We start from the raw sequence: 12,214 nt of genomic DNA on the forward strand, positions 1-12,214 counted from the left end.
GTCGAATCCGGAGAACAAAAATGGCACTGGACAGCCAAAACCTGGGGGACACCCCGGCGCAGAACGCTGCTGCGCAAAAATTCTATTTCGCCGCCTGGCGGTGGCACTTTTATGCCGGGATCTTCGTCATCCCGTTCCTGATCATTCTGGCAATAACCGGACTAATGATGATGTTCATCACCCAGTTGGACGGTCGCGACGGCGAAAAAATCGCTGTGGACGTCCACGGGCAAGCGCTACCGGCCTCACAACAGGCCCTTATCGCGCTTGATGAGGTGCCCGGCACGGTCGTCGAATGGATCGGCCCCAAAGCCGATAATCTGGCCACTGTGTTTCGCATCAAAACCGAAGAAGGTCAGCGTCTTGTCGCCGTCGATCCTTATGCCGGAGAGGTTCTGCAGGTCTGGGATCGCCGCGCCGGATGGTATGATCTGGCCGACAACATCCACTCGACCCTTCTGATTGGCACAACCGGAGACCGCATTATTGAAATCGCAGCGGGGCTGAGCCTGCTTTTGGTCTTTACCGGTATTTACATGTGGTGGCCGCGTGGAAACACCTTGGCCGCTTTTGTGCCCAATCTGCGCGCCCGCGGCCGCGCATTGTGGCGGTCGCTGCACGCTGTGATTGGGTTCTGGATGTCCGGGCTGTTGGTGGTCTTCCTGATCTCGGGCCTCTCCTGGGCCGGCGTCTGGGGCGGCATGATCGTCCAACCCTGGAGCAGCTTTCCGGCCGAGAAATGGGACAATGTGCCCCTGTCAGATGACGTCCACGCCAGCATGAACCACGGCCACCAGAATGACGTCCCATGGGCGTTGGAGCAAACGCCCATGCCCGCCTCTGGGTCCGAGGCCGGGATCGACGGTGTCCCACAAGGCACGCCGGTCGATATCGACGCGCTTGTGGCCCTTGGCACCGCTTTGGACATAACAAGCCGGTTCCGTGTGGCTTATCCCAGCGGTGAGGATGGTGTCTGGACCCTGAACCGCGACAGCATGAGCAGCGACTCGACCGATCCGGTGAATGACCGCACTGTCCACGTGGATCAATTTACCGGCAAGATTCTAGCGGATGTCCGGTATCGGGATTACTCGGTGATGGGAAAATCCATGGCCATTGGGATCCCGTTTCACATGGGCTTGATGGGCATGTGGAACTTTGTCCTGAACCTGGTGTTCTGCCTGTCCGTCATCTTTGTCTGCGTCTCAGGCGTTGTGATGTGGGTTAAACGCCGGCCTCAACGAGCCGGGCGTCTGGCTGCACCGCCAATGCCTGCCGAGCTGCCATTGTGGAAAGGGGCTGTCTTGATCGGCTTGTTCACCGCGATGGCCTTCCCTCTAGTGGGCCTGACCTTGCTGGCTGTACTGGCCGTCGATTTGCTGCTGATCAGCAACATCCCGGCGATGAAACGCGCGATAAGCTGACACACAGACAGCCGCATCCGGGCAACCGGCGCGGCCCTATGCGCGATCCGGTCTTGGCAGAACTGCGCAAAGGCCCTAACACGGGTTCCCAGAGGGACTGCAGCCATGAAGACAAGAGACATGAACCGGGACTGGATCGCCACCGCCGCAACGCTGAACAGCGCACTGCCATACCTGCAACGCTACGACGGCGCTATTGTCGTCATTAAACTTGGCGGCCACGCCATGGGCAGTGACGAAGCCATGGAAAGCTTCGCACGCGATGTCGTCCTGATGCGTCAGGTCGGGGTGAACCCGGTTGTCGTGCACGGCGGCGGTCCAATGATCAACGCGATGCTGGATAAGCTGGATATCCAGTCCGATTTCGTGAACGGCAAGCGTGTCACCGACAAAGCAACCGTTGAAGTGGTTGAGATGGTGCTGTCCGGCCTCGTGAACAAGCGCATCGTGCAGGCGATCAATGGCCAGGGCGGCTCGGCCGTGGGCCTGTCGGGCAAGGATGCGCAGTTGATGACTTGTGATCAGACTGATGAATCCCTGGGTTTTGTCGGAAGCCCGGCAGAGATGAACCCGAAAATCCTGCATGACCTGTTTGCCCATGATGTAATTCCTGTCATCGCCCCGCTGGGTGCGGGCCGGAACGGGGAAACCTTCAACGTCAATGGGGATACTGCCGCTGGTGCTATTGCATCCGCGCTAAAGGCCGATCGACTGCTACTGTTGACCGATGTCTCGGGTGTTAAGAATGCCGCCGGGGACGTCGTGACCGAACTGAAGGCGGGTCAAATCCGAGAGATGACGCTGGACGGCACCATTGCGGGCGGCATGATACCCAAGACCGAGACGGCTCTGGACGCGCTGCACAGCGGGGTCCGTGCCGTAGTTATCCTTGACGGACGCGCGCCGAATGCCGTCTTGCTTGAACTTTATACGGAACACGGCGCCGGGTCGCTGATCCGACCGGATTGAGCCTTTGGCGGAGGAGACATGACCGAACGCCATCCCCCCTCCTCTGACCCGGCAGCGCTTAGCTATGCTGATATCGAAAAGGCTGCACAGGACGTTGGCCTGATCATCATGGGCGCGCTGCACCCTCGCGTTGCAGACGCCAAGCAGTTGGAAGGCGGCACGCTGATCCTGTTGGGTGCAGGGGGGGCTTTCTGGCCCGCCCTGAAGTCCTCGCCTGAATGGCAAGGTAATGACCCGGTTGACCGCTGGTCGCTGCGTGTGGTGGGGCAGATGGCACAGGACTTGTCCGCCACAGCCCATTTTCCGTTTGGCGGCCCGCCCTACACGCCCTTTATCGACTGGGCATTGAAATCGGGACGCACGTTCAGCAGCCCGGTGGGCGCTTTGGTGCACGATGAGGTCGGCATGATGATCTCATTCCGGGGCGCGCTGCATTTCACCAACGAATTTCCCATACCCGCACCACCTGACGCGTCCCCCTGCACCACCTGCGCCGCCCCCTGCGCCCAGACATGTCCCGTGGGCGCTTTGAACAGTCGGGACTTTTATGATGTGTCGACCTGCCATGGACACCTGTCCACTCCTGAAGGGCAAACCTGCATGACCGGCGGTTGTCTTGTGCGGCTATCCTGTCCTCTCAGCTCGGGTGCCGCGCGTGATCCCGAACAATCCGCGCATCACATGAGTGCCTTTCACCCATAATGACACGCACACTGATCCTGACACGCCACGCGAAATCCAGTTGGGACAGCCCGGCCCTTGAAGATCATGATCGCCCGCTGAACAAGCGCGGGCGCAGGTCGGCCCCGGCGATTGCGACGTGGCTGCGTGAAAACGACTGGTTGCCGGATGAAGTTCTCAGCTCAAGCTCGGCCAGAACCCGCGAGACGTGGGAAAGGATGGGCCTGAAGGCAGATAGCGTTTGCTTTCACCGAACGCTTTACCATGCGGACCCCGCAGATATGCTGCTTGAATTATCGGACGCGACGAAACAGACCGTTTTGATGCTGGGCCACAATCCCGGCATTGCCGGTTTTGCAAACCAAATCGTTAAGCACCCGCCGGATCACGCCCGTTTCTACGACTACCCGACCTGTGCAACGACTGTGATCCGCTTTGACATCGGGGATTGGTCCGACGTCCGGTGGCACAGCGGCGATGTGCAGGGGTTTGTTATTCCACGCGAGTTGCTGGAATAGAAAAAGGCGAGGCCAAAGCCCCGCCTTTTCCTGAATTGGTAACCGGGTTCAGTGACCCAGAATCTGGCTGAGGAACAGCTTGGTCCGCTCGCTCTGCGGGTTGTTGAAGAACTCTTCCGGTTCGTTCTGCTCCACGATCTGACCGGCATCCATAAAGATCACTCGGTTGGCAACCTGACGGGCAAAGCCCATCTCGTGCGTGACGCACAGCATGGTCATGCCTTCCTCGGCCAGCTCGATCATGGTGTCGAGCACCTCTTTGATCATCTCGGGGTCCAGCGCCGATGTCGGTTCATCGAACAACATGATCCGCGGCATCATGCAGAGCGAGCGGGCAATCGCCACACGTTGCTGCTGACCACCCGAAAGCTGACCGGGATACTTATCCGCCTGCTCGGGGATTTTCACCTTCTCCAGGAAGTGCATCGCGCGCTCTTCCGCCTCTTTCTTGGGCGTCTTGCGCACCCAGATCGGGGCCAGCGTGCAGTTCTCCAGAATGGTCAGATGCGGGAACAGGTTGAAGTGCTGGAACACCATGCCAACCTCGGACCGGATCTTGTCGATGTTCTTGAGGTCATTCGACAGCTCGGTCCCATCCACCATGATCGTGCCCTGCTGGTGTTCCTCCAGCGCGTTCAAGCAACGGATCAGTGTGGACTTTCCGGAACCGGAAGGCCCCGCGATCACGATCCGCTCGCCCTGATTGACGGTCAGATTGATGTCGCGCAGCACGTGGAAAGATCCGTACCACTTGTTCATGTTGTTGATTTCGATGGCGACCTCGTCGCTCACCTGCATCTTCGAGCGATCGATTTGACGGTCAATTGCAAGTTCAGACATATGTTGAACTCCTTAATGGTGGCCAGTCTGAAGCTTGCGCTCCAGATACATGGAGTAACGGGACATGGAGAAGCAGACGACGAAGAACAGCGCAGCGATAAACGCGAACAGTTCCCAGTAGATGCCGTTCCAGGCGGTGTCGGCGCGGATGGCAGATGCCAGTCCGATCACGTCGAACAATCCGATGATCGACACCAGTGTCGTATCTTTGAAGATCCCGATGAATGTGCTCACGATGCCCGGAATTGAGATTTTCAGGGCTTGCGGCATGATGATCAGTCGCTGTGCTTGCCAGTAGTTCAGGCCGAGACTGTCGGCACCTTCATACTGACCGCGTGGCAGGGCAGCCAAACCACCCCGGATCACCTCGGCCATATAGGCGGCTGAGAACAGGGTCATCATGATCATCACCCGCAGGATGATGTCAAAGTTGGTGCCCGGCGGCAGGAACAGGTTCAGCAGCAGCGAGGCCACGAACAACAGCGTGATCAGCGGCACACCGCGGATGAACTCGATAAAGCCCACGCACAGGTACTTGACGATCATCAGGTCGGACTGACGGCCCAGCGCCAGTACAATTCCGATCGGCAACGAGACACCAATGGCCACGACACCCAGCAGGATCGCCAGCATGAAGCCACCGAACTGGCGGCTTTGTACGGCTTCGATACCGATTGGCAGGATCGAGTCCAGGGCACCGACGAAATAGCTGGACAGAACCAGCCACCAGATAACCGACGCTGCGACACCCGCAATCATGCCAAACAGACCGCTCAGTTGTTTGCTGACAAGTGTGTAAGCACCCCAGCCGACAACAAATCCCAACGCTGCCGCGATCGGTCCCCAAATGGTGCCGCCCCACATCAGGAAAGGCATCAAGAATGGATAGATCGCAGTGACGATCAGCATCTTGGACGGCACACGATCCGAGTACAGGACCGGCGCCAATGCGACCAACAGCAGGATCAGCGATACAATCGGACGCCAGTACAGGTGGCTCGGGTAGAACCCGAACAGCAACTGCAACCAGCGGTCATTGATCACCGCCCAGCAGGCATGGCCATGGGTTGAACCCCAGGTGGCAATCATGATCTCGCGGCATTCGTTCAGCGAGTTGGCGTTCCAGACAGACTGAAAGATCCAAGGCAGAACGCCCGACAACACGTACCAGATCGCGTAAAGCGAAACCAACGTCAGGATCGAGTTAAACCAGCCTGAGAAGAGATTGTGCCTGATCCACCCTATTGCTCCGACTTCGGACGCTGGCGGGGCTTGTTCCGGCAACATTTCCGTGCGGACAAATGAAACATCACTCATATTACCGCTCCACCAGTTTGACACGGTTGTTGTACCAGTTCATCACCGCCGAAATACTCAGCGAGATGGCCAGATAGACCAGCATCAGCAGCAGAACGCATTCCAGCTCGCGGCCGGTCTGGTTCATGGTGATGCCACCCAGAGTCCCCGTGATGTCCATGTATCCGACCGCAATCGCCAGCGATGAGTTCTTGGTCAGGTTCAGATAGTTCGAGATCATCGGCGGGATGATCACCCGCAGCGCCTGAGGCAGGATAACCAGCCGCATGGTACGACCCGGACGCAAGCCCAGCGCAGACGCAGCTTCGGTCTGACCCTTGGAAATAGCCAGAATGCCGGCGCGTACGATCTCGGCAATGAAGGCCGCCGTATATAGCGACAAAGCCAGCCATAGCGCGATCAGAGAGTTGCGCATATGCGTGCCGCCTTTGAAATTGAATCCTTTCAATTCCGGGTATCCAAGGTGTAAGCCCAGTGCAGTCATCAGGATGATCATCGGGACGAACAGAATGCCCAGCTGGATATGCCAGATCTTAGGACGATCGCCGGTTGATTCCTGTGTGGCGGCGGCCCAGGCGGACACTTTGCGCATGGTAAAGATGCTGCCACCCAAAACGACCAGAAACGCGACAAGATCCAGCGAAATATCAAACCGAAGGCTTGATGTTCCGAACAAGTGGATATCGCCCAAACTACGCGAGAACAGGAACTCCGGGATATACACACCCCGATTGGTAACGGCGACGGTGTTGAACAGATCCATCGTTGCCGTGGGGTTATCACCTCGGAACGCATTAGGTGCGGGCAAGCCTTCGATCAAAATGGCCATGGCCAGAACGATCCACAGCAGGACAGGCACGTTACGGAAAATCTCGACATAGAAGGTCATGATACGCGCGACCAACCAGTTGTTCGACAGACGCAGCACGCCGACAAAAACGCCGACTATCGTCGCCGTGATACACCCGAGAACCGCAACAACCAGCGTGTTCAGCAAACCGATGAAGGCGGCGCGAAGATGGCTGTCCTGTGAGGTGTATTCCAGCAATCGCTGGTTAATGTCATAACTTGCGGATTCTGCAAAAAAACCGAATTCGACCGGTTTTCCCAACCCTTCAAGGTTTTGAATGGTATTTGAGATGATCCAGGCTGCCAGAAGCATGAAACCAATCAATGCAATGACCTGAATGGTCGCTGATCGGTACCGCGTATCGTAAAGGAGCATGGACAGCCGGAACTGCTCCTTCGGCGGGTCAGTGAGAGTCGTCATGACCTATGTATTTCCCCGTGCATCCCGTTTTTTGCCGGCGAAGTTGATCTTCGCTCAATCCATCCGGGAGTGTTTCTTATTTATGGAAAAAGGGCGCAGGTTGCCCCGCGCCCTTTCCCGTGGATTTTAGCGGAACGGCGGCGAATACAGCAGACCACCATCGGTCCACTGGGCATTCAGGCCGCGCGCAAGACCAATCGGAGTTTCTTCACCGATGTTCTTGGCAAACACTTCGCCGTAGTTACCACCCGCTTTGATGGCGTTTGCTGCCCAATCTGCGTTCAGACCCAGCATCTCGCCCAGAGTACCTTCGGTACCCAGCAGACGGTTTACTTCCGGGTTGTCGGTGCCAGCGCTCAGCTCGTCGATGTTTGCCGAGGTCACGCCCAGCTCTTCAGCCGAAACCAGTGCGTTCAGAGTCCAGCGGACAACGTCGCCCCACTCGTGATCGCCATGACGGACCAGCGGGCCCAGCGGCTCTTTCGAGATGATTTCAGGCAGCAGGACGTGATCACCGGGGTTTTCAAACGTGGCGCGGGTTGCAGCCAGGCCCGATGCGTCGGTGGTGTAAACGTCACATGCGCCAGCCAGATACTGCTGTTGCGCTTCGGCGTTGGTTTCGATCGGAACCGGCTCGTAGCTGATGTTGTTGGCACGGAAGAAATCGGCCAGGTTCAGCTCGGTGGTGGTGCCGGTTTGGATGCAGACGGTCGCGCCGTCCAGTTCTTTGGCCGAGCTTACGCCCAGTGCTTTTGGAACCATGAAGCCCTGACCGTCATAATAGTTGACGCCCACAAATTCGAACTTCAGGTCGACATCGCGGCTGAAGGTCCATGTGGTGTTACGTGCAAGCATGTCGATCTCACCCGAAGCCAGCGCAGTAAAGCGCGTCTTACCAGTGGTCGGCACAAACTCGACAGCGCTGGAATCGCCCAGAACGGCCGCAGCGACGGCACGGCAGACTGCGACGTCAAAACCTTGCCATTCGCCATTCGCGTCAGGCAGCGAAAAGCCGGCCAGTCCGGAGGACACGCCACAGTTCAGCTTGCCGCGCGCTTTGACGTCGTCAACAGTGCCCGCTGTCGCTGCCGCAGCAGCCAGACCGGCGACTGTGGCCACGCCCAAAATTACGGATTTTTTCATTTTTACCTCTTCCTGTTTACCCGCCCCTATTCCGGGACGGCTCTGTCCGGCACCTCTGGCACCAGAAAGGTTACTCCAAAGGTGTCTCCCCTTTAGTGGGCATGAGTTTGCTCGCATTCATAAACAAACGTCAAGGGTCGGATCAGGGAAAACGATGAGTCAATTCAGCGATGACCGGATCTGTGTCAAAAATTAATGCCCAATAGGCTCAGATAGAGATTTCGATGAACCGTTTAGCGTGTAGAAACGCAGCTTTTTTGATCTCGGCAACCGCGTGCGCCTCGTCATCGTGGCCCCATTGTTCGGTTTGCCAGGCCTCGTCGAGCCTTGAGATGTCCCAGATTTCGTCCGCCGCGCGCCAGTCCATGGCGGCGGCAAATCCCAGCACCAGTGAGCCGGACAGGCTGACCAGATCGTGAAAGGCGGCAAGCTGGAAGTCGTTGAATTCGTGTACGCGGCCTCGAAGTGTGCTGAGCGCTTCTGCAGACTGTGGCTGATGCAGCACACCAACCACAGGAACCAATCGCGCGGCCAGGGTTTCAGCTGCCCAATCCAGGGCCGGGTCCCACTGATCTGCCTGTCGCTGCTGCAACGTTTGCGGGTGTGTCGCCCGGTAACACAACAAATCCGAATCGCCGTAATCGGCCAGCATGTCCGCAACCTCGGCGTGCTGATGACGCACTTTGTCGATGGCCGCATTTGCAGACCGGGTAAACGGCATCAGGGTCGGATCGACCTCTTTTTCCTGCGCGTCCCATTCTGCCGCGACCGCGTCGGCCATCGCCTGCGTCGGCAAGATCAATGCGGCCTTGGCCGGTGTCTTGACCCGGCGACCGTCCAATTCGACCGTGTATCCGTCTTCCGCTTGGACAACCACGCTTGCGGTCCAAAATCGCTTGGGCTTCCAGTCGCTCATGTTTTCAAGTCCAGATATCATCCAGCGCACGGGGCAACTGGTCGAAAGTTTCAATTATACAGGCCGCGCCATTCAAGGCTGATCGGTCATGATATCCCCAGGATACGCCGATCCCTGTTACTCCGGCAGCCCGTGCCATATCCATGTCGAACCGGGTATCGCCAATCATCACCGTATCCGCCGCATCAACGCCCGTTTCAGAACGGGCCATGTCGATCATCGACGGATGCGGTTTCGAGGGGTGATGGTCCGCAACCTGCCGGGTAACGAAATAGCGCTCCAGGTCATGTGCTTCGATCAAGGCATCCAGACCGCGTTGGGATTTTCCGGTGGCCACACCCAGCAGCACCTCGGGGATGTCATGCAGGGTTTCGATTGCGTCCCGCGCACCGGGATAGAGCGGTGAGCTTGCGGCCCCCTGCTCCAAACGATTTGCGTGATAGGCCTGTTTGTAGCCCTCAACCAGATTGTGTTGAACCGTTTCGCTCTGCTCGGGCGCAAGCCGAGCCATGGCATTGGGCAAGGACAGACCGACGATGGACAAAATCGCCTTGCGGTCAGGGACCGTCAGGGACAGGGCCCCAAAACTGGCGGTCATCGCCGCGACAATGCTGCCCTGGCTGTCGACAAGGGTTCCGTCCACATCAAAAAGCACCAAACGCAAGGGTGCGCTCATTGCAGTTCCTCGAACGGATCTTCCGCGGCCAGATCTTCGGTCCAGCCGAACGTGTCCCAGCTGTGTTTCATATGCTCAGGCAGCGGAGCTTTGACGGTTATGGTCTTGCGCGTGACCGGATGCTGGAATGAGGCCTGCCGCGCGTGCAGGTGCAGCTTCTTGCTGATGACCCCGCCCAGTTGCGCGCCCCAGCCATCGCCCAGGTTTTCTTGCCCCGAGCCACCGTATTTGCCATCGCCAACGATTGGGTGACCGATCGCCGCCATATGCACCCTCAGCTGGTGCGTACGTCCGGTGATCGGCTCCATCGCCACCCACGAGGCGCGCCCGGCCACGCGATACAGCGTTGCATACAGCGTATGCGCCCGTTTCGCGCCCGGCGTGTCGTTGATTTCGTTCAGATGTACGGCGATCATCTTCTCGCCCTCACCCTGTTTACCGTGACCGGATGCCTTGACCAGTCCGGTCTTGATCTCGCCCAGATACGGGGTCGGCACGCCAGCAACCAGCGCCCAATAGATCTTGCGTGTATCGCGATGCCGGAAGGCAGCTGTCAGCCCCTTGGCGGCCTCGCGGGTGCGGGCCATCAGCAATACACCCGATGTGTCCTTGTCCAAGCGGTGCACGAGGCGCGGATTTTCGTCATAGCCAAAGCGCAGAGCCTCGGACAGACCGTCCACGTGGCGGGTCTGGCCGCTGCCGCCCTGCACTGGAAGACCTTGTGGCTTGTTCAGGGCCAGAACATGTTCGTCGCGATAGATCACGCAAGACTGGATCATCTTGGCATCGGCATCCGAGATGCCTCGTTTGACTGCAACCGGCTTGTGATCAGCATCCGGCAAGGGTGGCACGCGTACGACCTGCCCGACCTCAAGCCGAGTCGAGGCTTTGACCCGCCCGCCTTCCACGCGCACCTCACCTTTGCGGCACATCTTTTCGATGCGGCCCTGGCTGACATGCGGGAACAGGCGGCGCAGCCACCGATCCAGCCGCTGGTCGCCATCCCCCTCTGCCACGGTGATCAATTGTACGCCACTCATACCGATATCCCCTTCACGCGGCGGTTCCGCGCGGATTGTGTACCCTCAGGTGCCTTAGAAAACATGCGCGTCTGTGGCGTGCCGCACGGCAAGAGTCAAGCCAGCGCTAGGATCTGTTCCGCTGCGACCGAAGCTTGGCAAAGTAGTCCAGCCGCTTTTTTAGTTCCCGCTCAAAACCACGTTCCACGGGTTGATACAGCTCGGGCCGTTCCATTCCATCGGGAAAATAGTTCTGACCCGAAAACCCATCCTCTGCATCATGATCATAGGCATAGCCGGCGCCATAGCCCTGATCTTTCATCATCGACGTCGGCGCGTTCAGGATATGCTTTGGTGGCGGTTCGCTGCCCGATTGCTTAGCCAGCCTCATGGCGGCTTTGTAGCCCACATAAGCGCCGTTCGATTTAGGAGCCAAAGCCAGATAGACCAGCGCCTGCGCGATGGCCAGCTCACCTTCGGGGCTGCCCAGGCGTTCGTAGGTTTCCCACGCGTGCAAGCAGATCGACTGCGCCTGCGGATCGGCGAGACCGATGTCTTCGACCGCCATCCGCGTGATCCGCCGTGCAAGATATCGTGGATCTTCTCCACCTGTCAGCATCCGCGCAAACCAGTAAAGCGCCGCATCCGGGTCAGATCCGCGTACGGACTTATGCAGGGCCGAGATCAGATTATAATGCTCGTCCCCCGACTTGTCGTATTTGGCCGCACGGCGCATCAGCCGCGTGGACAGCGCGTCGAGGTCCAGAGGTGGATCCACTGCCCAAGCCGCCACCTGTTCGATCAGGTTCAACAGCGCGCGACCGTCACCATCCGCCATCTCTTGCAAACCTTCTCGAGCCGCGCCTGTCAGTGGCAGGGCGCGGTCGAGTTCCATCTCTGCGCGCTGGGTCAGACGTTCCAGATCCGCAAGGCTAAGCCGCTCAAGGACAAGAACCTGTGCTCGACTAAGCACAGCGGCGTTCAGTTCAAAGGACGGGTTCTCGGTCGTGGCCCCGACCAGCAGGATAGTCCCATCCTCCATATGCGGCAGGAACCCGTCCTGTTGCGCTTTGTTGAAGCGGTGAATCTCGTCGACAAACAGCAACGTGCCCTGCCCGTTCTGCCGACGGATCTTTGCCGCCTCAAACACTTTCTTCAGGTCCGGCACACCGGTGAAAATCGCGCTGATCTGAACGAAATGCAGGTCGGTTTCCTGCGCCAGCAAACGTGCAATGGTGGTTTTACCAACGCCCGGCGGGCCCCAGAAAACCAAACTGGACAGGCTACCCGAGGCTAACATGACCCCCAGCGGGGCGTCCGGGCCCAGTACCTGCTGCTGTCCGATGACCTCGGCCAACGACTGCGGGCGCAGTCGGTCCGCTAAAGGGCGGTGCGGGTTTGGCGCGGGCGCGGTCGCCCCGGAATCGAACAGATCGCTCAT

12 protein-coding genes are annotated in these 12,214 nt (G+C 58.5%); 4 read left to right on the forward strand and 8 right to left on the reverse strand.

The window, feature by feature from the left end; all coding sequences use genetic code 11:
- The first annotated feature begins 20 nt into the window (after positions 1 to 20).
- The 4 genes from AC2FI9_RS20090 (at position 21) to AC2FI9_RS20105 (ending at position 3,592) form a co-directional block, all read left to right on the forward strand.
- On the forward strand, positions 21 to 1,424 hold the full coding sequence (locus AC2FI9_RS20090) for a PepSY-associated TM helix domain-containing protein (protein WP_496770146.1): 1,404 nt from the start codon (positions 21 to 23) through the stop codon (positions 1,422 to 1,424).
- A 105-nt stretch (positions 1,425 to 1,529) separates the two neighbouring features.
- Positions 1,530 to 2,393 (forward strand): acetylglutamate kinase, encoded by an 864-nt coding sequence (gene argB, locus AC2FI9_RS20095; protein ID WP_496770148.1) that lies wholly within the window; start codon positions 1,530 to 1,532, stop codon positions 2,391 to 2,393.
- Positions 2,394 to 2,411: 18 nt separating this feature from the next.
- Positions 2,412 to 3,095, forward strand: a complete 684-nt coding sequence (locus AC2FI9_RS20100) for a ferredoxin (protein WP_496770151.1) — start codon at positions 2,412 to 2,414, stop codon at positions 3,093 to 3,095.
- On the forward strand, positions 3,095 to 3,592 hold the full coding sequence (locus tag AC2FI9_RS20105; RefSeq protein WP_496725278.1) for a SixA phosphatase family protein: 498 nt from the start codon (positions 3,095 to 3,097) through the stop codon (positions 3,590 to 3,592). The genes AC2FI9_RS20100 and AC2FI9_RS20105 overlap by 1 nt, the downstream gene beginning before the upstream one ends.
- Before the next feature lie 48 nt (positions 3,593 to 3,640).
- Here the strand turns inward: AC2FI9_RS20105 and AC2FI9_RS20110 are convergent, their stop codons facing one another.
- The 8 genes from AC2FI9_RS20110 to AC2FI9_RS20145 form a co-directional block, all read right to left on the reverse strand.
- Entirely contained in the window at positions 3,641 to 4,432 is a 792-nt protein-coding gene (locus AC2FI9_RS20110) for an amino acid ABC transporter ATP-binding protein (protein WP_058272392.1), read from the reverse strand.
- Between the two features lie 12 nt (positions 4,433 to 4,444).
- Positions 4,445 to 5,749: an amino acid ABC transporter permease gene (locus AC2FI9_RS20115; RefSeq protein ID WP_282153886.1), complete on the reverse strand. Its 1,305-nt coding sequence runs from the start codon at positions 5,747 to 5,749 to the stop codon at positions 4,445 to 4,447.
- A 1-nt stretch (position 5,750) separates the two neighbouring features.
- Positions 5,751 to 7,019, reverse strand: a complete 1,269-nt coding sequence (locus tag AC2FI9_RS20120; RefSeq protein WP_282153885.1) for an amino acid ABC transporter permease — start codon at positions 7,017 to 7,019, stop codon at positions 5,751 to 5,753.
- 126 nt (positions 7,020 to 7,145) lie between these two features.
- Positions 7,146 to 8,162, reverse strand: coding sequence for an amino acid ABC transporter substrate-binding protein (locus tag AC2FI9_RS20125; protein ID WP_496770155.1), 1,017 nt, complete (start codon positions 8,160 to 8,162; stop codon positions 7,146 to 7,148).
- 208 nt (positions 8,163 to 8,370) lie between these two features.
- A complete protein-coding gene (locus AC2FI9_RS20130) occupies positions 8,371 to 9,078 on the reverse strand; it encodes an ATP12 family chaperone protein (RefSeq protein WP_496770158.1) in 708 nt (235 codons plus the stop codon).
- A 4-nt stretch (positions 9,079 to 9,082) separates the two neighbouring features.
- Complete coding sequence (locus AC2FI9_RS20135) at positions 9,083 to 9,754, reverse strand: HAD-IA family hydrolase (RefSeq protein ID WP_496770160.1); 672 nt, start codon at positions 9,752 to 9,754, stop codon at positions 9,083 to 9,085.
- Positions 9,751 to 10,794: an RluA family pseudouridine synthase gene (locus AC2FI9_RS20140; RefSeq protein ID WP_496770164.1), complete on the reverse strand. Its 1,044-nt coding sequence runs from the start codon at positions 10,792 to 10,794 to the stop codon at positions 9,751 to 9,753. Before AC2FI9_RS20140 ends, AC2FI9_RS20135 begins: the two co-directional genes overlap by 4 nt.
- 106 nt (positions 10,795 to 10,900) lie before the next feature.
- Positions 10,901 to 12,214, reverse strand: a complete 1,314-nt coding sequence (locus AC2FI9_RS20145) for a replication-associated recombination protein A (protein ID WP_496770166.1) — start codon at positions 12,212 to 12,214, stop codon at positions 10,901 to 10,903.

It is taken from the genome of Ruegeria sp. CDSA246, from assembly GCF_059611225.1.

Coding starts and splice junctions, on each gene's coding strand:
- AC2FI9_RS20090 (WP_496770146.1), top strand. CDS start 21: ATGGCACTGGACAGCCAAAACCTGGGGGACACCCCGGCGCAGAACGCT.
- argB (WP_496770148.1), top strand. CDS start 1,530: ATGAAGACAAGAGACATGAACCGGGACTGGATCGCCACCGCCGCAACG.
- AC2FI9_RS20100 (WP_496770151.1), top strand. CDS start 2,412: ATGACCGAACGCCATCCCCCCTCCTCTGACCCGGCAGCGCTTAGCTAT.
- AC2FI9_RS20105 (WP_496725278.1), top strand. CDS start 3,095: ATGACACGCACACTGATCCTGACACGCCACGCGAAATCCAGTTGGGAC.
- AC2FI9_RS20110 (WP_058272392.1), bottom strand. CDS start 4,432: ATGTCTGAACTTGCAATTGACCGTCAAATCGATCGCTCGAAGATGCAG.
- AC2FI9_RS20115 (WP_282153886.1), bottom strand. CDS start 5,749: ATGAGTGATGTTTCATTTGTCCGCACGGAAATGTTGCCGGAACAAGCC.
- AC2FI9_RS20120 (WP_282153885.1), bottom strand. CDS start 7,019: ATGACGACTCTCACTGACCCGCCGAAGGAGCAGTTCCGGCTGTCCATG.
- AC2FI9_RS20125 (WP_496770155.1), bottom strand. CDS start 8,162: ATGAAAAAATCCGTAATTTTGGGCGTGGCCACAGTCGCCGGTCTGGCT.
- AC2FI9_RS20130 (WP_496770158.1), bottom strand. CDS start 9,078: ATGAGCGACTGGAAGCCCAAGCGATTTTGGACCGCAAGCGTGGTTGTC.
- AC2FI9_RS20135 (WP_496770160.1), bottom strand. CDS start 9,754: ATGAGCGCACCCTTGCGTTTGGTGCTTTTTGATGTGGACGGAACCCTT.
- AC2FI9_RS20140 (WP_496770164.1), bottom strand. CDS start 10,794: ATGAGTGGCGTACAATTGATCACCGTGGCAGAGGGGGATGGCGACCAG.
- AC2FI9_RS20145 (WP_496770166.1), bottom strand. CDS start 12,214: ATGAGCGATCTGTTCGATTCCGGGGCGACCGCGCCCGCGCCAAACCCG.